Source organism: Pseudomonas marginalis (genome assembly GCF_900105325.1).
Taxonomy (GTDB): Bacteria; Pseudomonadota; Gammaproteobacteria; order Pseudomonadales; family Pseudomonadaceae; genus Aquipseudomonas; species Aquipseudomonas marginalis.
Map to the genome: position 1 here is coordinate 1,128,404 of NZ_FNSU01000001.1, position 21,146 is coordinate 1,149,549.

17 protein-coding genes are annotated in these 21,146 nt (G+C 61.9%); 13 read left to right on the forward strand and 4 right to left on the reverse strand.

The features are described from left to right. Positions 1–2 precede the first annotated feature (2 nt). From BLW22_RS05495 to BLW22_RS05515, 5 genes are read left to right on the forward strand one after another with little or no spacing between them, the layout of a single operon-like run. Positions 3–950, forward strand: a complete 948-nt coding sequence (locus BLW22_RS05495) for an ABC transporter permease (protein WP_027604190.1) — start codon at positions 3–5, stop codon at positions 948–950. Then, positions 947–1,804, forward strand: coding sequence for an ABC transporter permease (locus BLW22_RS05500; RefSeq protein ID WP_065928124.1), 858 nt, complete (start codon positions 947–949; stop codon positions 1,802–1,804). The genes BLW22_RS05495 and BLW22_RS05500 overlap by 4 nt, the downstream gene beginning before the upstream one ends. Then, positions 1,801–2,757, forward strand: a complete 957-nt coding sequence (locus BLW22_RS05505; protein WP_074844537.1) for an ABC transporter ATP-binding protein — start codon at positions 1,801–1,803, stop codon at positions 2,755–2,757. The genes BLW22_RS05500 and BLW22_RS05505 overlap by 4 nt, the downstream gene beginning before the upstream one ends. Beyond that, the gene (locus tag BLW22_RS05510; RefSeq protein WP_074844540.1) at positions 2,754–3,773 is read left to right on the forward strand and encodes an ABC transporter ATP-binding protein; all 1,020 of its coding nucleotides are present in this window, start codon (positions 2,754–2,756) and stop codon (positions 3,771–3,773) included. Before BLW22_RS05505 ends, BLW22_RS05510 begins: the two co-directional genes overlap by 4 nt. After that, positions 3,755–5,269, forward strand: a complete 1,515-nt coding sequence (locus tag BLW22_RS05515; RefSeq protein WP_074844543.1) for an ABC transporter substrate-binding protein — start codon at positions 3,755–3,757, stop codon at positions 5,267–5,269. The genes BLW22_RS05510 and BLW22_RS05515 overlap by 19 nt, the downstream gene beginning before the upstream one ends. 199 nt (positions 5,270–5,468) lie before the next feature. Here the strand turns inward: BLW22_RS05515 and BLW22_RS05520 are convergent, their stop codons facing one another. The 4 genes from BLW22_RS05520 to BLW22_RS05535 all read right to left on the reverse strand — a co-directional run bounded on the left by BLW22_RS05520 (position 5,469) and on the right by BLW22_RS05535 (position 9,136). Next, a complete protein-coding gene (locus BLW22_RS05520) occupies positions 5,469–6,209 on the reverse strand; it encodes a YciK family oxidoreductase (protein WP_074844546.1) in 741 nt (246 codons plus the stop codon). Between the two features lie 156 nt (positions 6,210–6,365). After that, the gene (mupP, locus tag BLW22_RS05525) at positions 6,366–7,037 is read right to left on the reverse strand and encodes an N-acetylmuramic acid 6-phosphate phosphatase MupP (protein WP_065928119.1); all 672 of its coding nucleotides are present in this window, start codon (positions 7,035–7,037) and stop codon (positions 6,366–6,368) included. 4 nt (positions 7,038–7,041) lie between these two features. After that, positions 7,042–7,740, reverse strand: a complete 699-nt coding sequence (ubiG, locus tag BLW22_RS05530) for a bifunctional 2-polyprenyl-6-hydroxyphenol methylase/3-demethylubiquinol 3-O-methyltransferase UbiG (protein ID WP_003172645.1) — start codon at positions 7,738–7,740, stop codon at positions 7,042–7,044. A gap of 64 nt (positions 7,741–7,804) precedes the next feature. After that, positions 7,805–9,136 (reverse strand): TRZ/ATZ family hydrolase, encoded by a 1,332-nt coding sequence (locus BLW22_RS05535; protein WP_074844549.1) that lies wholly within the window; start codon positions 9,134–9,136, stop codon positions 7,805–7,807. 109 nt (positions 9,137–9,245) lie between these two features. On the opposite strand from BLW22_RS05535, the gene mtnA reads away from it, so the two are divergent. From mtnA to cmk, 8 genes are all read left to right on the forward strand, one after another. Further along, positions 9,246–10,316 carry an S-methyl-5-thioribose-1-phosphate isomerase gene (mtnA, locus tag BLW22_RS05540; RefSeq protein WP_074844551.1) on the forward strand — a complete coding sequence of 357 codons (1,071 nt, stop codon included), beginning with the start codon at positions 9,246–9,248 and terminating at the stop codon, positions 10,314–10,316. 193 nt (positions 10,317–10,509) lie between these two features. Further along, entirely contained in the window at positions 10,510–11,715 is a 1,206-nt protein-coding gene (locus BLW22_RS05550; protein WP_065924368.1) for an ISL3 family transposase, read from the forward strand. A gap of 295 nt (positions 11,716–12,010) precedes the next feature. Continuing rightward, complete coding sequence (gene gyrA, locus BLW22_RS05555; RefSeq protein ID WP_065928116.1) at positions 12,011–14,665, forward strand: DNA gyrase subunit A; 2,655 nt, start codon at positions 12,011–12,013, stop codon at positions 14,663–14,665. 212 nt (positions 14,666–14,877) lie between these two features. Next, positions 14,878–15,963, forward strand: coding sequence for a 3-phosphoserine/phosphohydroxythreonine transaminase (gene serC / locus BLW22_RS05560; protein ID WP_065928115.1), 1,086 nt, complete (start codon positions 14,878–14,880; stop codon positions 15,961–15,963). Continuing rightward, positions 15,963–17,057: a prephenate dehydratase gene (gene pheA / locus BLW22_RS05565; RefSeq protein ID WP_003172650.1), complete on the forward strand. Its 1,095-nt coding sequence runs from the start codon at positions 15,963–15,965 to the stop codon at positions 17,055–17,057. Before serC ends, pheA begins: the two co-directional genes overlap by 1 nt. Before the next feature lie 9 nt (positions 17,058–17,066). Continuing rightward, positions 17,067–18,179 (forward strand): histidinol-phosphate transaminase, encoded by a 1,113-nt coding sequence (gene hisC / locus BLW22_RS05570; protein ID WP_074844553.1) that lies wholly within the window; start codon positions 17,067–17,069, stop codon positions 18,177–18,179. A 28-nt stretch (positions 18,180–18,207) separates the two neighbouring features. Then, entirely contained in the window at positions 18,208–20,418 is a 2,211-nt protein-coding gene (locus tag BLW22_RS05575; RefSeq protein ID WP_065928289.1) for a bifunctional prephenate dehydrogenase/3-phosphoshikimate 1-carboxyvinyltransferase, read from the forward strand. Continuing rightward, positions 20,415–21,104, forward strand: a complete 690-nt coding sequence (cmk, locus tag BLW22_RS05580; RefSeq protein WP_003172653.1) for a (d)CMP kinase — start codon at positions 20,415–20,417, stop codon at positions 21,102–21,104. Before BLW22_RS05575 ends, cmk begins: the two co-directional genes overlap by 4 nt. Positions 21,105–21,146: the final 42 nt, after the last annotated feature.

Consider the following 21,146-nt stretch of genomic DNA (forward strand, 5'->3'; position numbering starts at 1 on the left):
AGATGAACCTGGCGCGCTACCGTTTTGTACTGTCCCGGCCGCTGCAATTGCTGCCGGTACTGTTTGGCATCAGCCTGATCACGTTTGTGCTGGTGCGCTCGATTCCTGGCGACCCGGCGCGGGCCCTGCTGGGCTCGCGCAGCACGCCGGATGCCTTGCTGAAAATCCGCGCCCAGTACGGCCTCGACCAGCCTTTGTGGCAGCAGTATTTCTATTTCCTGAAGAACCTGCTCAAGGGCGATCTCGGCCAATCACTGCTGTACAAAGTCGACGCCTTGAAATTGATCGTCACCCGCATCGAACCCACCCTGGTGCTGGTGCTTGGCAGTGTGGTGCTGGCACTGCTGATTGCGGTGCCGCTGGCGACGTGGGCGGCGCGCAATAAAGGCGGGTGGGCGGACAACCTGATCCGCGTGTTCACCACCGTGGGCCTGGGCATGCCGGCGTTCTGGCTGGGCCTGATGCTGATCCTGCTGCTCAGTGTGCAATGGGGCCTGTTCCCGGTGTCCGGCTACGGCCGTACCTGGCTGGACAAGGCGCACCATATGGTCTTGCCGTGCCTGACCATCGCCCTGGCGCTGTCGGCGGTGCTGGTCCGCAACCTGCGGGCGAGCATGTTGATGGAGCTGCAGGCCGACCACGTCACTGCCGCGCGGGCCCGTGGGCTGTCGGAAGCTGCGGTGTTCCGTCGCCATGTGTTGCCCAATTCCCTGGTGCCGGCGGTCAACCTGCTGGCGGTGAATATTGGTTGGCTGATCAGCGGCACCGTCGTGATCGAAAGCCTGTTCGCCATTCCCGGCATCGGCCAGTTGCTGGTGCGCGGCATTTTTACCCGCGACTACATGGTGGTGCAGGGCGTGGCGATGGTGCTGGCGTGCGCGACGGTGGTGGTCAACTTTATCGCCGACGTGGTCACGGTGGCCCTCGACCCTCGGGTGAAAATGCAATGAGCAGCCGTCCACTGATTGCCCCATGGCGCCTGCGTCTGCGGTTTGGCTTTCGCAATGGCCGCCTGACGGCCGCGTGGGGGCTGTTGATCCTGCTGGTATGGTTGGTCCTGGCGCTATGTGCGCCGTGGATCGCGCCCTATGACCCGATCGCGCAGAACACCGACATCAGCTTGCTGGGGCCGAGCCTGGCCCATCCATTCGGTACGGATAACTACGGTCGAGACATCCTTTCGAGGGTGATCTGGGGCGCGCGCGTCGATCTGCAACTGGCCATTATCGGGGTGATTTTCCCGTTCATGATCGGCACGTTTGTCGGCGCGGTTTCCGGCTATATCGGCGGGCGCTTCGACAGTTTCTGCATGCGCGTGATCGATGTGATCCTGGCGTTCCCGTTCCTGGTGTTGATGCTGGCGATCATGGCTATCCTCGGTCCGGGCCTGAAGAGTTTTTATATCGCCATGGCGCTGGTGGGCTGGGTGTCGTATGCGCGGCTGATCCGCTCACAGATCCTGGTGCTCAAGGAAAGCGACTTCGCCCTGGCGGCCAAGAGCCTGGGCTTTGGCCATGGGCGCATTCTGTTCCGACATTTGCTGCCGAATGCGATGTTTGGCTCGATTGTGTTTTCCATGTCTGACGCGGTGCTGGTACTGCTCAACGGTGCCGCCGTGAGCTACCTGGGCCTGGGCGTGCAACCGCCGACGGCAGAGTGGGGGACGATGATTGCCGAAGGGCAGGCGTTTATCACCACGGCCTGGTGGATCTGCACCTTTCCGGGGCTGGCCATCGTGACCCTGGCCATGGGCTTCAGCCTGCTGGCCGATGGTGTGGCGCAAGTGCTGGGGGATCGCTCATGAGCCTGCTGCAGGTGCAAGATCTCAGCGTGATCGCCAACAACGCCGGGCGCGATGTGACCTTGGTCGACCGCGTGTCCTTTGACCTGGCCGAAGGCGAGATCCTCGGCCTGGTGGGTGAAAGCGGCTCGGGCAAGACCATGGCCTGCCGTGGCTTGATGCGCCTGTTGCCGTCGCCCAACCTGCGCGTGCAGGGCGGTGCGGTACGCCTGGCGGGCCAGGACCTGCTGCAACTGGATGACGCCGGCATGCGGGCGGTGCGTGGCGGGCAGTTGGGCATGATCTTCCAGAACCCCAGCAGCCACCTCGACCCCTTGATGCGCATCGGCGATCAGATCGCCGAAGGCATCCGCCTGCATCAGGGTGCGTCGAAAAAAGACGCGCGCCGACAAGCCATCGAAGTGTTGCGCCAGGTGGGCATTCCCGATCCCCAGGCACGGGTCGACAACTATCCCCATGAATTTTCCGGTGGCATGCGCCAGCGCGCGATGATCGCCGTGGCCCTGGGCTGCAACCCGAACGTATTGATCGCCGACGAGCCGACCACGGCGCTGGACGTGACCGTGCAGGCGCAGATCCTGCGCCTGCTGCTGGACCTGCGTGACCAGCGCGGCCTGTCGCTCATCATGATCACCCACGACCTCGGCGTGGTTGCGCAAACCTGTGATTCCATCGCCGTGATGTACGCCGGGCGCCTGTGCGAGCACGGCAGCAAGTACGACGTGCTCGCCCATCCGCAACACCCCTACACAGCCGGCCTGATTGATTGCCAACCGACCCACGGCAGTGGTCCTGGGTTGCTGCGTACCATCCCCGGCCAGCCGCCCTTGCTCGATGAGTTACCCGACGGCTGCCGCTTCAACCCGCGTTGCCCGCAGGTCGGCGCGTTGTGCACCGAACGGTTGCCCGAAGGCGCGCGCGTGGCCTGTCACTACCCGTTGGGAGCACGCCCATGAGCCTGTTGCAGATCAAGAACCTCGAGGTGCGGTTCGCCGCGTCCGGCACGGGGGTGTTCGGCCTGAACAAGCAGTGGGTGAAGGCGGTGAACGGTGTGTCGCTGGACCTTGCAGCCGGCGAAACCCTGGGGTTGGTGGGGGAGTCCGGCAGCGGCAAAAGCACCCTGGGCCGCGCGATCCTGCACCTCAACCCGATCAGTGCCGGGCAGGTGCTGTTCGATGGCATCGACATGGCCCATGGCAGCGCGATCGACATCGTGCGCCTGCGCCAGGAAACGGCGATGATCTTCCAGGATCCCTACGCCGCGTTGAACCCGCGCCACACCATCGGCGAAACCATCGCCGAGGTGCTGCGGGTGCAGCGCAAAGTCCCGGCAGAGCGTATCCCGGCTCGCGTCAACGAACTGCTTGACCTGGTCGGCCTGCGCCCCGAACTGGCCAGTCGCAAACCCGGCGCCCTCAGTGGTGGCCAATGCCAGCGTGTCGGTATTGCCCGGGCGCTGGCGGTGGAGCCGCGCTTGATCATCGCCGATGAATGCGTGGCGGCCCTGGATGTATCGATCCAGGGCCAGATCATCAACCTGCTGTTGGAACTGCAACAGCGCATGAACCTGGCGATCCTGTTTATCGCCCACGATTTGGCCATCGTGCGGCGCCTGTGCGACCGCGTGGCGGTGATGTACTTGGGCAAGATCGTCGAGGAAGGGCCGGTGGAAGCGGTCTTCACCTCGCCGCGCCATCCGTATACGGCGGCGTTGATCGAGGCGATTCCGGAGATCGATCCGCACCGGCCCTTGCCGACGCAGCCGTTGCCTGGCGAGCCGCCGAGCCCGCTGAATTTGCCTACGGGCTGTGCCTTCCACCCGCGTTGCCGGTACGCCCGGACGATGTGTTCCGTGGTATTGCCGCCTACCCATTCCCTGCACGAGCATCGATACAGTTGCGTGCTTGAAGAACCGTTGACCCTACCTGCCCATCATGAACAAGGAGTTATGACATGCAATCGCGCCACTTGAAGTTGCTCGCCGCTGCTACGTTGACCGCGTGGTCCCTCACTGCCGGATTGGCGCAAGCCGCCGGCGTCCTGACCATCGGCTGCCGTGAAGACAGCACCACGTTCGACCCGATCAAAAGCGCGCAAAACCGCGATACCTGGGTATTTGCCAACGTCTACGACACCCTGGTACGCGTGGACAACCTGGGCACCAAGATGGAACCGGGCCTGGCTGAAAGCTGGGATATTTCCAAGGACGGCCTGACCTACACCTTCAAGCTGCGCGATGCGAAGTTCTCCGATGGCTCGGCGATCACCGCCGAGGATGCAGCGTTCAGCCTGTTGCGCATCCGCGATAACAAGGCTTCGTTGTGGGCTGATCCCTTCAACCTGATCGACACCGCCAAGGCGACGGACTCGAAAACCCTGGTTGTCACACTGAAGACTCCGGCGGTCGCCTTCCTGTCGCAACTGGCTTCGCCGACGGTGTCGATCCTGTCGGAAAAAGCCATGACCAAAATGGGTGAAGACGCCTACTCGGAAAATCCGGTGACCTCCGGCGCGTTTACCGTGGACGAATGGCGCAAGGGCGACCGGGTCATCCTGAAGAAGAACCCGAACTTCTGGCAGGCCAAGAAGGTCAGCCTGGATGGCGTGGAGTGGGTCTCCGTGACCGACGACAATACGCGGATGCGCATGGTGCAGAACAACGAGCTGGACACGGCGATCTTCGTACCGTTTTCCCGGGTTGAAGAGCTGAAGAAAGACAAGAACGTGGTGATCCACTCCGACCCGTCCACCCGTGAAGATCACCTGCTGATCAATCACGCCCACGGTCTGCTGGCCAAGCAGGAAGTACGCGAGGCGCTGGACATGGCCATCGACAAGCAGTCGCTGGTGAAAACCGCGACATACGGTCAGGGCACTGTGGCCTATTCCTACATTCCGAAAGGCTCGTTGTTCCACTACGCCAACAACCTGCAACGCCCGTATGACCCGACCGCCGCCAAGAAACTGTTGGAAAAGGCTGGCGCGAAGGACTTGAAGCTCAACTATGTGGTCAACGCCGGCAACGAAGCCGACGAGCAGATCGCGGTGATCATCAAGGACCAGTTGGCCAAGGTCGGCGTGACCGCCAACCTGCAGAAGGTCGACCCGACCCAAAGCTGGCAGATGCTGGTGGACGGTGAGTACGATATTTCGGTGATGTACTGGACCAACGACATCCTCGACCCGGACCAGAAGACCACCTTCGTGCTCGGCCACGACACCAACCAGAACTACATGACCCGCTACAAGAACGACAAGGTCAAGGACTTGGTCGCGGCGGCGCGCATTGAAGCCGACCCGGTCAAGCGTGAGCAGATGTATGTCGAGTTGCAGAAACTGGCGAAACAGGATGTGAACTGGATCGACCTGTACTACAGCCCGTACATCAACATCTCACGCAAGAATGTGAGCAACTTCCTGCAAAATCCGTTGGGGCGCTTCACCCTTGAGGAAGTGGTGAAGAACTAAATAAGTAAACCCAATGTGGGAAGAGACCTGTGGTGAGCGGGCTTGCCCCGCGCTGGGCTGCGAAGCAGCCCCACAGTTCAGCCAGCGCGATCTGACAGAGAGATTACGTTGGCAGGTTTTGGGGCCGCTTCGCAGCCCGGCGCGGGGCAAGCCCGCTCACCACAAAAGCCAACTCCCACAGCGGGTAGGGTGTCAGGGATTACTGCGCGTCAAACGCCTGCCCATTGATGCCGGTACTGTCCGGGCCCATCAGGTACAGGTACACCGGCATGATCTCTTCCGGTGCCGGCCTTTCCATCGGGTTCTCCCCTGGATATGCCTGGGCCCGCATGCTGGTGCGCGTGCCGCCCGGGTTGATGCTGTTGGCTCTTACTGCAGCCACGTCTTCGAGCTCATCCGCCAGGGTCTGCATCAAGCCTTCAGTGGCGAATTTCGACACCCCATAAGCGCCCCAATATGCCCGGCCCTTGCGCCCGACGCTGCTGGAGGTGAACACCACCGACGCATCCTGGGACAGCTTGAGCAGTGGCAACAACGTGCTGGTGAGCATGAACATCGCATTGACGTTGATGTGCATCACCCGCATGAAGTTCTCGCCGGACAACTGCTCGATCGGCGTGCGTGGGCCGATGATCGAGGCGTTGTGCAGCAGGCCATCGAGGTGGCCGAATTCTTTTTCGATCATCGCTGCCAGCTCATCGTATTGATGGGGCAGGGCGGTCTCCAGATTGAAGGGGATCACCACCGGCTGCGGGTGGCCGGCCGCTTCGATCTCGTCATACACCTGGGCCAGGTTGGCTTCGGTCTTGCCCAGCAACAGCACGGTCGCGCCATGGGCGGCGTAGGTTTTCGCCGCCGCCGCGCCAATCCCGCGACCGGCACCGGTTACCAGGATCACCCGGCCTTTGAGCAGTTCTGGACGTGCGGAGTAATCAAACATAAACAACCTCGACAGAATTCACAGAAAATCCAAGCACCCCTTGTAGGAGCGAGCTCGCTCGCGAAAAACGTCAACGATAACGCGGGGTATCTGGATCAACGCGGCGATCTCGGGTTCTTCGCGAGCAAGCTCGCTCCTACAGAGGGGAGCGAACCATCAGCAACTGCACAGTGCGTTATCCAGCACCTTGCGCAGTTCCAGTGGATGATCCACCACCACATCCGCGCCCCAGTGGCGTGGGTTGTCATCCGGGTGGATATAGCCATAGGTGACCGCCGCCGTGCGGGTGCCGGCGTCGCGGCCGGACTCGATGTCGCGCAGGTCATCGCCCACGAACAGCACGCTGGCCGGGTCCAGGCCGAGCATCTTGCACGCCAGGATCATCGGCTCCGGGTCCGGCTTGCTGTTTTTCACGTGGTCCGGGCAGATCAGCAGCGCCGAACGCTCGGCCAGGCCCAGTTGCTGCATGATCGGCTCGGCAAAGCGCAGTGGCTTGTTGGTGACCACGCCCCAGATCAGCTTGGATTTCTCGATGTCCTCCAGAAGCTCGGCCATGCCGTCGAACAGTGTGCTGTGGACCGCACAACCCTTCAGGTAACGCTCGAGGAATTCCAGGCGCAACTCTTCAAAGCCGGGGGATTCCGGGTCCATCGAGAAGGTCACGGCCACCATCGCCCGCGCACCGCCGGAGATTTCATCGCGGATATGCTGTGGGTTGATCGGTGGCAGGTCGCGGTCGGCGCGCATCGCCTGGCAGATGGCGATAAAGTCCGGCGCAGTGTCCAGCAGGGTACCGTCCATGTCGAAGAGAACCGCTCGCAACTTCACAGGCTTACTCCTCGCGCAGGGTCTGGATCATGTAGTTGACGTCAACGTCGCTGGCCAGTTTGTAGTGCTTGGTCAGCGGGTTGTAGGTCAGGCCGATGATGTCCTTGACGGTCAGCCCGGCCTGGCGGCTCCACGCACCCAGTTCGGACGGGCGGATGAATTTCTTGAAATCGTGGGTGCCGCGCGGCAGCAGCTTCATGATGTATTCGGCGCCGATGATCGCGAACAGGTAGGCCTTGGGGTTGCGGTTGATGGTGGAGAAGAACACCTGGCCGCCCGGCTTGACCATGCGGAAGCAGGCGCGGATCACCGACGATGGGTCTGGCACGTGCTCCAGCATTTCCAGGCAGGTGACCACGTCGAACTGCTCAGGCATTTCCTCGGCCAGGGCTTCGGCGGTGATCTGGCGATATTCCACGCTCACGCCGGATTCCAGCTGGTGCAACTGGGCCACGGCCAGCGGCGCTTCGCCCATGTCGATCCCCATCACGGTGGCGCCGCGCTGGGCCATGGCTTCGCTGAGGATGCCGCCGCCGCAACCGACGTCCAGCACTTTCTTGCCGGCCAGGTTGACGCGTTCGTCAATCCAGTTGACCCGCAGCGGGTTGATGTCGTGCAGGGGTTTGAACTCGCTTTCGCGGTCCCACCAGCGGTGGGCCAGGGCTTCAAACTTGGCGATTTCGGCGTGGTCGACGTTGCTCATGGTGAATCCTCTAAATCTGATAAATCGGTTTGTCGGTCCTGAACACGCAGGTTCAGAGCCAGCGTTATTCGGTGTGCCCGCTGATGCGTTTTCCCCAGGCGATGGCCGTGGCGGTCAACTGTTGTTCATCCATGCGGGTGAGTTGCCGGTCGTCGAGCAACTGCTTGCCGGCGACCCAAAGGTGTTTCACGCAATCGCGTCCGGTGGCATATATAAGCTGTGAGACCGGATCGTAGATCGGTTGTTGCGCCAGCCCGGTCAGATCGAAGGCGACCATATCCGCCGCCTTGCCCACTTCCAGGGAGCCGATTTCACTTTCCAGGCCCATGGCACGCGCACCGTTGAGCGTAGCCATACGCAGCGCACGGTGGGCGTCCAGGGCGGTGGCCGAACCCGCGACGGCCTTGGCCAGCATCGCGGCGGTACGGGTTTCACCCAGCAGGTCCAGGTCGTTGTTACTGGCGGCGCCGTCGGTGCCGATGGCCACATTGACGCCCGCCTGCCATAGACGCTCCACCGGGCAGAAGCCACTGGCCAGTTTCAGGTTCGATTCCGGGCAATGGATCACGCTGGTGTTGCTTTCTACCAGCAAAGCCAGGTCGTCCTCGCTGATTTGGGTCATATGAACGGCCTGGAAGCGCGGGCCCAGCAAGCCGAGGCGTCCCAGGCGCGCCAACGGCCGCTCGCCGGTCTGTTCGACGGCCTGTTGTACCTCGAAAGCGGTTTCATGCACATGCATATGGATCGCGGCGTCCAGCTCTTCGGCGATGACCCGGATCTTTTCCAGGTTGGCATCGCACACCGTGTAGGGCGCGTGGGGGCCGAAGGTGATCTTGATGCGCGGATGGTGCTTGAGGTCGCCGAACAGCTCGATGCCCTGGCGGATCGCCTCATCGGCGGTGCCGGCGCCGGGAATCGGGAAGTCGAGGATCGGAATCGCGATCTGTGCACGCATGCCGCTGTTGTGCACGCAATCGCTGGCGACCTTGGGGTAGAAGTACATGTCCGAGAAGCAGGTGATGCCGCCCTTGAGCTGCTCGGCAATGGCCAGGTCGGTGCCGTCACGCACGAAGGCCTCGTCGACCCACTTGGCTTCGGCGGGCCAGATGTGTTTTTCCAGCCAGGTCATCAAGGGCAGGTCATCGGCCAGGCCGCGAAACAGGCTCATCGCCGCATGCCCGTGGGCGTTGATCAGGCCGGGACTGAGCAGCATGCCCGGCAGTTCGCGCACTTCAGTGGCCGACAGCTTCAACGCCGCAGCCCGTGGACCGATAAAGGCGATACGCCCATTGCGGATGCCCACGCCATGGTCCTTGAGCACCACGCCGGCGGGTTCGACAGGTACCAGCCAGGTTGGCAGTAGCAATAAGTCGAGCGGGGCGGCAGTGGAGGTCATCGCAGGCTTCTTCCCGGGCAGCTATAAAAGAAGCGCGAAGTATACCCGAGCGTCCTGGCTGGCGGATCGCTATAATCGGCGGCTTTTGTTGATGAGTACGGGGTGACGGATGCGCGATCGACTGTTGGCAGCGGAGAAAGTGAAGGCCATCGATTGGCGTGATGGCACGCTGCACCTGCTCGATCAACGCGCCCTGCCGTCCCAGGAGCGCTGGGTGGCCTGCTCCACGGTCGATGCAGTGGCTGCGGCCATTCGCGCCATGGTGGTGCGTGGCGCATCGGCGATCGGCATCAGCGCGGCCTATGGCCTGGTGCTCGCCGCTCGCGAGCGTATCGCCGAGGGCGGTGACTGGCAGGCCGCCTGGGAAGAGGACTACGCACTACTGGCCGATACCCGTCTGACCGCCTCGAACCTGTTCTGGGCGCTCAAGCGCATGCGCGATCGCCTGGATCGCGTCAAGAAGCACGCCGATCCGCTGGCGGTGCTGGAGGCCGAAGCGATCGCTATCCATGAAAGCGACCGGGAAGCCAACCTCGTCATGGCCCAGTTGGGCGTTGAGCGGATTCGCAAGCATCAGGGCAATGCCCAGGCGATCTTGACCCATGGCAACGCCGGCGCCTTGGCAACCGGCGGTGTCGGCACGGCCCTCGGGGTGATTCGCGCGGCGTTCCTGGAAGGCTTGGTCGAGCACGTCTACGCCAATGAAACCCGCCCATGGCTGCAAGGCTCGCGGCTGACCGCCTGGGAACTGGCGGGCGAGGGGATCCCGGTCACCGTGAATGCCGACTCCGCCGGCGCGCATCTCCTCAAGACCAAGGGCATCACCTGGGTGATCGTCGGCGCCGATTGCATTGCCGCCAATGGCGATGTGATCAGCAAGATCGGCACCTATCAATTGGCGGTGTGCGCCATGCACCACGGCGTGCGTTTCATGGTGGTGGCGCCGAGTTCGAGCCTGGACCTGATGATGGCCACGGGTGACGATGTGGCCCTGGAGGAGCGCGATCCCGGTGAACTGCTGGAGGTCATGGGGCAGCGCTTGGAGGTCAATGCGTTTAATCCGGTATTTGATGTGACCCCGGCCGACCTGATCGATGTGATCGTGACTGAGAGGGGCGTGGTTGAGCGGCCGGATACGGCGAAATTGGCCAAGCTGATGTGCCGTAAGCGGCTGCATTGAGGGCTGTGGTGTCTGTTCACAATTAAAGTGTAGGAGGGGCTTGCCCCCGATTGGCCCTGAAAGTCAATAAAACCCTCGGATCCGCCCTCAAAAAAAAGGTTCATCACGGAATCCCGGGAAACACAGAAACAAGAACGCCGATTTGATTGATGATGTTCGTGCGAGCAAACACATCTAAAAAACCGGCGTTCTTATGCGTGATATTAATACTTTCCTTCCTTTTTGGGAGGGCTTTTCTGTCGTCACGATCAAGCCCGATGGTGACGCTCTAAAGATCGATCTGATTCCCCACGCCACCCGATTCCCTTCCTGCGGCGGCTGCCAAAAACCTTGTTCAACCACTCATGAGTATTGTGAGCGAACCGTTCGTGATCTGCCCATTCTCGGTCGCGCGGTGCGCCTCAGCATTTTGCTCAGGCGTGTTGGCTGCCGCGACTGTGGAAAACGCATGGAGGCCGTCAGTTGGCTGGATCGCTATGCCCGCATGACGCGCCGCTTGGCCGAGGCGGTCATTCAGGCCTGCGAGCGCCTTCCCACCCTGCACGTGGCCCAGATGTTTGGACTGCATTGGGACACTGTTCGGTTGCTGGAGCGTCGAGCCTTGCAGGCGGTGTTGAGTGAGTTGCCGAAGGCGCAACCACGACGCCTGATCATGGACGAGTTCGCGTTATTCAAAGGTCATCGTTACGCCAGCGTTGTGCTGGATGCCGATACACGACGAGTGCTGTGGATCGGTGAAGGCCGTAGCCGAGCGGCAGTCAGGCCGTTCTTCGAGGAACTGGGGCCGGAGGGCTGCGCTCGAATCGAAGCGGTGGCGATGGACATGAATACTGCTTTTGATCTGGAGGTTCGCCAGCATTGCCCGAAAGCGCGAGTGGTCTACGACCTTTTCCATGTGGTGGCCAAATATGGCCGAGAGGTGATTGATCGGGTCCGCGTCGACGAAGCTAATCGGCTGCGTCATAACAAGCCGGCTCGCAAGGTCATCAAGCAGGCACGATGGCTGTTGCTGCGTAACCCACAGAACCTGAAAACGCCGGAACAACAGGTCCATTTGCAGGATTTATTGGAGGCCAACCAATCGCTGATGACAGTTTATTTGATGAAGGCTGAACTCAAAACGCTCTGGACACCGAGCACTGCCTGGACCTGGAGATCGGCCTGGAAGCAATGGCTGCGCCATGCATATGAAAGCGAAATACCGGCTCTGATCCAGTTTGCCAAACGGCTAAAGGGTTATTGGCGGGGCATCGTCAGTCGGGTTCGCTGGCCGATGCACACCGGTCAGTTGGAAGGAATAAACAATCGAATAAAGGTCATCAAACGGATGGCGTACGGTTACCGGGATAGCGAATTCTTCTTCATGAAGATCAAGAGCGTCTTTCCCGGTAATCCGTGATGAACCAAAAAAAAGCACCACCCCATCTCTGAGCCCCTCTGGTCCTCTTCAAGCCTGTCATCCGTCAAATTACTAGTCTCCATGCGCATCAGGGGGATAGGTGCGTGGCGGCGATTGTGATAACATCCGGCGGTTTCCAGGGCCGCCCCCAGGGGTTGCCCATAACGTGCAGATCCGTGTCATAACTCGTTGATTTGTCGTAAGTCGTTGTCAGGCAGTGTGCCGGCGACGGCGAGCTTCGTTCGTCCCATATGGATGCGACGAGGTTTCACCCGAAAAAGGAATCAGGCTTCTCATGGGCGAACTGGCCAAAGAAATCCTCCCGGTCAATATCGAAGACGAGCTGAAACAGTCCTACCTCGACTACGCGATGAGCGTAATTGTCGGTCGGGCACTGCCTGATGCGCGCGATGGCTTGAAGCCCGTGCACCGGCGTGTGCTGTTCGCAATGAGCGAGCTGGGTAACGACTGGAACAAGCCGTACAAGAAATCTGCCCGTGTTGTCGGTGACGTGATCGGTAAGTATCACCCTCACGGCGACACTGCGGTGTACGACACCATCGTTCGGATGGCCCAGCCGTTTTCCCTGCGCTACCTGCTGGTAGACGGCCAGGGCAACTTCGGTTCGGTCGACGGCGACAACGCCGCGGCCATGCGATACACCGAAGTGCGCATGACCAAGCTGGCGCACGAGCTGCTGGCCGACCTGCATAAAGAAACCGTGGACTGGGTGCCGAACTACGACGGCACCGAAATGATCCCGGCGGTCATGCCGACCCGGATCCCCAACCTGCTGGTCAACGGTTCCAGCGGTATCGCCGTGGGCATGGCCACCAACATCCCGCCGCACAACCTCGGTGAAGTCATCGACGGTTGCCTGGCCCTTATCGACAACCCTGAGCTGACCGTCGATGAGCTGATGCAATACATCCCGGGCCCGGACTTCCCGACCGCTGCGATCATCAACGGTCGCGCCGGCATCATCGAAGCCTACCGCACCGGTCGCGGCCGTATTTACATGCGCGCCCGCTCGATCATCGAGGACATCGACAAGGTCGGTGGCCGCCAGCAGATCGTCATCACCGAACTCCCGTACCAGTTGAACAAGGCGCGTCTGATCGAGAAGATCGCCGAGCTGGTTAAAGAGAAGAAACTCGAAGGCATTACCGAGCTGCGCGACGAATCCGACAAAGACGGTATGCGCGTGGTGATCGAGCTGCGTCGTGGCGAAGTGCCTGAGGTGATCCTCAACAACCTCTACGCCCAGACCCAGCTGCAAAGCGTGTTTGGTATCAACGTGGTCGCACTGATCGACGGCCGCCCACGCATCCTGAACCTCAAGGACCTGCTGGAAGCCTTCGTACGTCACCGTCGCGAAGTGGTGACCCGCCGTACCGTGTTCGAATTGCGCAAGGCCCGTGAACGCGGTCACATCCTGGAAGGCCAGGCTGTAGCGCTGTCGAACATCGACCCGGTCATCGCCCTGATCAAGGCCTCGCCGACGCCGTCGGAAGCCAAGGAAGCCCTGATCAAGATGCCATGGGAATCCAGCGCCGTGGTGGCGATGGTTGAACGTGCCGGTGCCGACTCGTGCCGCCCGGAGACCCTGGACCCGCAATACGGCCTGCGCGATGGCAAGTACTTCCTGTCGCCGGAACAGGCCCAGGCTATCCTGGAGCTGCGCCTGCACCGCCTGACCGGCCTGGAGCACGAGAAGCTGCTGGCCGAGTACCAGGAGATCCTCAACCAGATCGGCGAGCTGATCCGCATCCTCAACAGCGCCGTGCGCCTGATGGAAGTGATCCGCGAAGAACTGGAAGTGATCCGCGCCGAATACGGCGACGTGCGCCGCACCGAAATCCTCGATGCGCGCCTCGACCTGACCCTGGGTGACATGATCCCGGAAGAAGAGCGCGTGGTGACCATTTCCCATGGTGGCTATGCCAAGACCCAGCCATTGGCTGCGTACCAGGCCCAGCGTCGTGGCGGTAAAGGTAAATCGGCTACCGGCGTGAAGGATGAGGACTACATCGCCCACCTGCTGGTCGCCAACAGCCACACCACGCTGCTGCTGTTCTCCAGCAAGGGCAAGGTGTACTGGCTCAAGACCTACGAAATCCCGGAAGCCTCCCGCGCTGCCCGTGGTCGTCCGTTGGTCAACCTGCTGCCGCTGGACAGTGATGAATACATCACCACCATGCTGCCGGTCGAGGAATACACCGAAGGTCACTTCATCTTCATGGCCACCGCCAAAGGCACCGTGAAGAAGACCCCGCTGGAATCCTTCAGCCGCCAGCGCAGCGTGGGCCTGATCGCCCTGGAGCTGGACGAAGGCGACGTGCTGATCAGCGCGGCCATTACCGATGGCGAGCGTGAAGTCATGCTGTTCTCCGACGGCGGCAAGGTCACTCGCTTCAAGGAATCCGACGTTCGCGCCATGGGCCGTACCGCCCGCGGTGTGCGCGGCATGCGCCTGCCGGAAGGGCAGAAGCTGATTTCGATGCTGATCCCGGAAGAAGGCAGCCAGATCCTCACCGCTTCCGAGCGTGGTTATGGCAAACGCACCGCCATCAGCGAGTTCCCGGAGTACAAGCGTGGCGGCCAGGGCGTTATCGCCATGGTCAGCAACGACCGCAACGGCCGTCTGGTCGGCGCGGTCCAGGTGCTCGATGGCGAGGAAATCATGCTGATTTCCGACCAGGGCACCCTGGTGCGTACCCGTGTGGCCGAAGTGTCGAGCCTGGGCCGTAACACCCAGGGTGTGACCTTGATCAAGCTGGCCAAGGACGAAAAACTGGTCGGCCTGGAGCGTGTCCAGGAACCATCGGAAGTCGAAGGCGAAGAGCTGGAAGGTGAGGAGTTCGAAGGCGAGGTGATCGCAACCGGCGATGACAGCGTCGACGAGCCAACCCTCGATGCTGCCGCAGACGAAGAAGAACCGCAGGAATAAGCGGACACACAGGGGGCGGATGAAGATTCGCCCCCTTGTTGTTTGTCCCCTTTGAAAGAACAACGCCGCCCCCTGTAGGAGCGAGCTTGCTCGCGAAAATCGTCAACGATAACGCGAGCTGCCTGATGCGCCCTTGCGCTCTCGGGTTTTTCGCGAGCAAGCTCGCTCCTACCGTGTTTGATTTCAGTCCCACCAGATCAGAGAGATTGGATGTGAGCAAGAGAGCCTATAACTTCTGTGCCGGTCCCGCGGCGCTTCCTGAAGCAGTCCTGCAGCGTGCGCAGGGTGAACTCCTCGACTGGCATGGAAAAGGCCTCTCCGTGATGGAAATGAGCCATCGCAGCGATGAGTTCGTGTCCATTGCCACCAAGGCCGAGCAGGATCTGCGCGACTTGCTCGACATTCCATCCAACTACAAAGTGCTGTTCCTGCAAGGCGGCGCGAGCCAACAGTTCGCCCAGATCCCGCTGAACCTGCTGCCGGAAGGCGGCACTGCCGACTACATCGACACCGGTATCTGGGGGCAGAAGGCTATTGAAGAGGCTTCGCGCTACGGTCATGTCAATGTGGCCGGCACTGCCAAGCCCTACGACTACTTCGCCATTCCCGGTCAGAACGAATGGAAGCTGTCCAAGGACGCAGCCTACGTGCACTACGTCGCGAACGAAACCATTGGCGGCCTGGAGTTCGACTGGGTGCCGGAAGTCGGCGACGTTCCGCTGGTGTGCGACATGTCCTCGGACATCCTCTCGCGGCCTATCGATGTGTCGCGCTACGGCATGATCTACGCCGGCGCGCAGAAGAACATCGGCCCGAGCGGCATCCTGGTCAATATCGTGCGTGAGGACCTGCTGGGTCGCGCCCGTTCACTGTGCCCGACCATGCTCAACTACAAGGTCGCGGCCGACAACGGCTCGATGTACAACACCCCGCCGGCCTTCGCCTGGTACCTGTCGGGCCTGGTGTTCGAGTGGCTGAAGGAGCAGGGCGGCGTGGCGGCCATGGGCAAGCTCAACGAAGAGAAGAAGCGCACCCTGTACGACTTCATCGACGCCAGCGGCCTGTACAGCAACCCGATCAACCTCACCGACCGCTCGTGGATGAACGTGCCGTTCCGCCTGGCCGATGACCGCCTGGACAAGCCATTCCTGGCCGGTGCCGACGCCCGTGGCCTGCTGAACCTCAAGGGTCACCGTTCGGTAGGTGGCATGCGCGCCTCCATCTACAACGCTGTGGACATTCACGCGATCAATGCGCTGGTTGCCTACATGGCAGAGTTCGAAAAGGAACACGGCTAATGTCTGAACAAGAACTCAAGGCCCTGCGTGTACGCATTGACAGCCTGGACGAGAAAGTCCTGGAGCTGATCAGTGAGCGTGCGCGCTGCGCCCAGGAAGTGGCACGGGTGAAGATGGCGTCCCTGGCGGAGGGCGAAGTGCCGGTGTTCTACCGGCCGGAGCGTGAAGCCCAGGTGCTCAAGCGCGTCATGGAGCGTAACAAGGGCCCACTGGGCAACGAAGAGATGGCGCGGTTGTTCCGTGAAATCATGTCGTCGTGCCTGGCGCTCGAGCAGCCGCTGAAAGTGGCCTACCTCGGCCCGGAAGGCACCTTCACCCAGGCGGCGGCCATGAAGCACTTCGGCCACGCGGTGATCAGCAAGCCCATGGCGGCCATCGACGAGGTGTTCCGTGAAGTGGCGGCCGGCGCGGTGAACTTTGGCGTGGTACCGGTGGAAAACTCCACCGAAGGCGCGGTCAACCACACGCTGGACAGCTTCCTTGAGCACGACATGGTGATCTGCGGCGAAGTCGAGCTGCGCATCCACCATCACCTGCTGGTGGGTGAGAACACCAAGACCGACAGCATCAGCCGCATCTATTCCCACGCCCAGTCCCTGGCCCAGTGCCGCAAGTGGCTGGATGCGCATTACCCGAATGTGGAGCGCGTGGCGGTGTCCAGCAACGCCGAAGCGGCCAAGCGGGTCAAGGGTGAATGGAATTCGGCGGCGATCGCCGGTGATATGGCGGCAGGCCTGTATGGCCTGACGCGCCTGGCCGAGAAAATCGAGGATCGCCCGGACAACTCCACGCGTTTCCTGATGATCGGCAGCCAGGAAGTGCCGCCGACCGGCGACGACAAGACTTCGATCATCGTCTCCATGAGCAACAAGCCCGGCGCGCTGCATGAGCTGCTGGTGCCGTTCCACGACAACGGGATTGACCTGACGCGCATCGAGACGCGTCCTTCGCGCAGCGGTAAATGGACTTACGTGTTCTTTATCGACTTCATTGGCCACCACCGCGATCCGCTGGTCAAGGGCGTGCTGGAGAAGATCAGTCAGGAAGCCGTGGCACTCAAGGTGCTGGGCTCTTACCCGAAAGCGGTTTTGTGAGGCTTTAACATGAGTGGCAACTTCCTCGCCCTGGCCCAGCCGGGCGTGCAACAACTGTCGCCTTACGTTCCGGGCAAGCCTGTGGACGAGCTGGCGCGTGAGTTGAACCTGGACCCCTCCAAGATCGTCAAGCTGGCGAGTAACGAGAATCCACTGGGCCCAAGCCCCAGGGTATTGGCGGCGATTCGCGAAGAATTGGCCGAGTTGACGCGTTACCCGGACGGCAATGGCTTCGCCCTCAAGTCCCTGTTGGCAGAAACATGCCGGGTCGAGCTGAACCAGGTCACCCTGGGCAACGGTTCCAATGACATACTCGAGCTGGTCGGGCGTGCCTACCTGGCGCCGGGCCTGAACGCCGTGTTCAGCGAGCACGCGTTTGCGGTCTACCCGATCGTCACCCAGGCGGTCGGTGCCGACGCCCGCGTTATCCCTGCCAGGAACTGGGGCCATGACCTGCCGGCCATGCTGGCCGCCATCGACGCCCAGACCCGCGTCGTGTTTATCGCCAACCCGAACAACCCGACCGGCACCTGGTTCGATGCGCAGGCGCTCAACGACTTCCTGCAGGACGTGCCTGAGCATGTGCTGGTGGTGCTGGACGAGGCCTACATCGAGTACGCCGAAGGCAGCGACCTGCCGAACGGCCTGGATTTCCTGGCGGCCTACCCGAACCTGCTGGTGTCGCGCACCTTCTCCAAGGCCTATGGCCTGGCCTCGCTGCGGGTTGGCTATGGCTTGTCGACAGCGGTGGTGGCCGATGTGCTGAACCGCGTGCGCCAACCGTTCAACGTCAACAGCCTCGCCCTGGCGGCAGCCTGTGCGGCGGTGAAGGATGCCGAGTATCTGGAAGAAGGTCGCCGCATCAACGCAAGCGGCATGCTGCAGTTGCAGGATGGCTTCCGTGCGTTGGGCCTGGGCTGGATTCCCTCCAAGGGCAACTTCATCTGTGTCGACCTTGGTCAAGTGGCCGCCCCGGTATTCCAGGGGCTGCTGCGCGAAGGTGTGATCGTGCGGCCGGTGGCCAACTATGGCATGCCGAACCACCTGCGGATCACCATCGGCTTGCCGGCTGAAAACAGCCGCTTCCTGGAGGCGCTGGCCAAGGTCCTGGCTCGTGGTTGATGTCACTGCATTGCAACCTGCCGTGCCTATGATCGGTCGCCTGGTGGTGGTCGGCCTGGGCTTGATCGGTGGCTCCTTCGCCAAAGGCCTGCGCGAAAGCGGGCTGTGCGGCGAAGTAGTCGGTGTGGACCTGGACCCGCAATCGCGCAAGCTGGCGGTGGAGTTGGGTGTGGTGGATCGCTGCGAGGCGGACCTGGCGCTGGCGTGCCAGGGGGCTGACGTCATCCAGCTCGCTGTGCCGATCCTGGCCATGGAGAAACTGCTGGCGGTATTGGCCGGCATGGACCTGGGCCAGGCGATCCTGACCGACGTCGGCAGTGCCAAGGGCAATGTGGTGCGGGCCGCGCAGCAAGCCTTTGGCGGCATGCCGTCGCGTTTTGTGCCGGGCCATCCGATTGCCGGTTCCGAGCAGAGCGGGGTGGAAGCGTCCAATGCGCAGCTGTTCCGCCGCCATAAAGTGATCCTGACGCCGCTGGAGCAAACCGATCCGGCCGCGCTGGCGGTGGTGGATCGTCTCTGGCGTGAGCTGGGGGCGGATGTGGAACATATGCAGGTCGAGCGCCACGACGAAGTGCTGGCGGCGACCAGCCATTTGCCCCATCTGTTGGCATTCGGCCTGGTGGACTCCCTGGCCAAGCGCAACGAAAACCTCGAGATTTTCCGTTACGCCGCCGGTGGCTTCCGCGATTTCACGCGGATTGCCGGCAGCGATCCGGTGATGTGGCACGACATCTTTCTCGCCAATCGCGAAGCGGTGTTGCGCACCCTGGACACCTTCCGCAGTGACCTCGACGCCTTGCGCGACGCGGTCGATGCCGGGGATGGCCATCAATTATTGGGCGTGTTCACCCGTGCGCGTGTGGCGCGTGAGCATTTCAGCAAGATCCTGGCTCGCCGGGCCTATATGGAAACCGCTGTGAACGCCGATGACCTGACTTTCCTCGCCAACCCGGGCGGCCGCTTGAGCGGGCGTATCCGGGTGCCGGGTGACAAGTCGATCTCCCATCGCTCGATCATGCTCGGCTCGTTGGCCGAGGGCGTGACGGAGGTGGAAGGGTTCCTTGAGGGTGAAGACGCCCTGGCGACCCTGCAGGCGTTTCGCGACATGGGCGTGGTGATTGAAGGGCCGCACCATGGGCGCGTGACCATTCATGGTGTGGGCTTGCACGGCTTGAAGCCGGCGCCGGGGCCGATCTACCTGGGTAATTCCGGTACGTCCATGCGCCTGCTGTCCGGTTTGTTGGCGGCACAACGCTTTGACAGCGTGTTGACCGGCGATGCTTCCCTGTCCAAGCGCCCGATGAACCGCGTGGCCAAGCCATTGCGGGACATGGGTGCGGTGATCGAGACCGGGCCGGAAGGGCGTCCGCCGCTGACCATTCGTGGCGGCCAGGCGCTCAAAGGCATGAGCTATGCAATGCCGATGGCCAGTGCCCAGGTCAAATCCTGTCTGTTGCTGGCGGGGCTGTATGCCGAAGGTCAAACCGCAGTGACCGAGCCTGCGCCGACCCGTGACCATACCGAGCGTATGTTGCGCGGTTTTGGTTACCCGGTTGCGGTGGAAGGCGCTACCGCATCGGTGGAATCGGGTCATGTACTGACGGCTGCCCATATTGAAGTGCCGGGGGACATCTCCTCTTCGGCATTCTTCCTGGTGGCGGCTTCGATTGCCGCGGGCTCCGAGTTGTTGCTGGAGCATGTCGGCATCAACCCGACCCGCACCGGGGTGATCGATATCCTGCGGTTGATGGGGGCCGATATCACCTTGGAAAACCCGCGCGAAGTGGGTGGCGAGCCTGTCGCTGACCTGCGGGTGCGGGCAGCTGTATTGAAGGGTATCGAGATTCCAGAAGCGCTGGTGCCCCTGGCTATTGATGAATTCCCGGTGTTGTTCGTCGCGGCCGCCTGCGCTGAAGGCCGGACCATTTTGCGGGGCGCCGAAGAGTTGCGTGTTAAGGAGTCCGACCGTATCCAGGTCATGGCCGACGGTCTGCAGGTGCTGGGAGTGAAGTGTGAACCGACCGCCGATGGGATTATCATTGACGGTGGCCTGATGGGCGGTGGTGAAGTCCATGCCCATGGCGATCACCGGATTGCCATGGCCTTCAGCGTGGCTTCCCTGCGGGCGGCTGCGCCGATTCGTATCCATGACTGCGCCAATGTTGCTACGTCTTTTCCGAACTTTCTTACACTGTGTGCCCAAGTCGGCATCCGTGTTGCCCAAGAGGCTCAATTGTGAATATCAAAGCACCGGTGATTACCATCGACGGGCCAAGCGGCTCGGGCAAAGGCACGATCGCCGGCATCCTGGCCAAGCGCCTGGGCTGGTGCCTGCTGGATTCCGGCGCGTTGTACCGCCTGCTGGCGTTTGCCGCACGCAACCATGGCGTCGACCTGACCAACGAAGAATCCCTGAAGCTGCTGGCCGCGCACCTCGATGTGCAGTTCGTCGGCGCGACGGAAGGTCATCCCCAGCGCATCATCCTGGAAGGGGACGATGTGACCGATGACCTGCGTAACGAGCAGGTCGGCTCCTGGGCCTCCCAGGTTGCCGCGCTGCCGGCGGTGCGTGATGCGCTGTTGCAGCGTCAGCGGGCTTTCCAGGAGCCGCCGGGGCTGGTGGCCGATGGCCGCGACATGGGCACGGTGGTGTTTCCCGAGGCGCCGCTGAAGATTTTCCTGACCGCCAGCGCCGAGGAGCGGGCTCGCCGCCGCTACTTGCAGTTGAAGGGCAAAGTCGATGGTGTTAGTCTGTCGAGTCTGCTAGATGAGATCCGTGCACGCGATGAGCGTGATACCCAGCGCGCAGTAGCCCCGCTCAAGCCGGCGGCTGATGCCATACAGCTGGATTCCACGGAGTTGTCCATCGAGCAGGTGCTGGAACGCATCTTGAGTGAAATCGCCATTCGCGATATCGCCGGGTGATCAAGAAGGCCGCAGGGGACCAGTCATAGTCCTGCGGTGGCT

Bases quoted from the DNA above. Each gene is read 5' to 3' on its own strand.
- BLW22_RS05495 (WP_027604190.1), top strand. From the start codon at position 3: ATGAACCTGGCGCGCTACCGTTTTGTACTGTCCCGGCCGCTGCAATTG.
- BLW22_RS05500 (WP_065928124.1), top strand. From the start codon at position 947: ATGAGCAGCCGTCCACTGATTGCCCCATGGCGCCTGCGTCTGCGGTTT.
- BLW22_RS05505 (WP_074844537.1), top strand. From the start codon at position 1,801: ATGAGCCTGCTGCAGGTGCAAGATCTCAGCGTGATCGCCAACAACGCC.
- BLW22_RS05510 (WP_074844540.1), top strand. From the start codon at position 2,754: ATGAGCCTGTTGCAGATCAAGAACCTCGAGGTGCGGTTCGCCGCGTCC.
- BLW22_RS05515 (WP_074844543.1), top strand. From the start codon at position 3,755: ATGCAATCGCGCCACTTGAAGTTGCTCGCCGCTGCTACGTTGACCGCG.
- BLW22_RS05520 (WP_074844546.1), bottom strand. From the start codon at position 6,209: ATGTTTGATTACTCCGCACGTCCAGAACTGCTCAAAGGCCGGGTGATC.
- ubiG (WP_003172645.1), bottom strand. From the start codon at position 7,740: ATGAGCAACGTCGACCACGCCGAAATCGCCAAGTTTGAAGCCCTGGCC.
- BLW22_RS05535 (WP_074844549.1), bottom strand. From the start codon at position 9,136: ATGACCTCCACTGCCGCCCCGCTCGACTTATTGCTACTGCCAACCTGG.
- mtnA (WP_074844551.1), top strand. From the start codon at position 9,246: ATGCGCGATCGACTGTTGGCAGCGGAGAAAGTGAAGGCCATCGATTGG.
- BLW22_RS05550 (WP_065924368.1), top strand. From the start codon at position 10,510: ATGCGTGATATTAATACTTTCCTTCCTTTTTGGGAGGGCTTTTCTGTC.
- gyrA (WP_065928116.1), top strand. From the start codon at position 12,011: ATGGGCGAACTGGCCAAAGAAATCCTCCCGGTCAATATCGAAGACGAG.
- pheA (WP_003172650.1), top strand. From the start codon at position 15,963: ATGTCTGAACAAGAACTCAAGGCCCTGCGTGTACGCATTGACAGCCTG.
- hisC (WP_074844553.1), top strand. From the start codon at position 17,067: ATGAGTGGCAACTTCCTCGCCCTGGCCCAGCCGGGCGTGCAACAACTG.
- BLW22_RS05575 (WP_065928289.1), top strand. From the start codon at position 18,208: ATGATCGGTCGCCTGGTGGTGGTCGGCCTGGGCTTGATCGGTGGCTCC.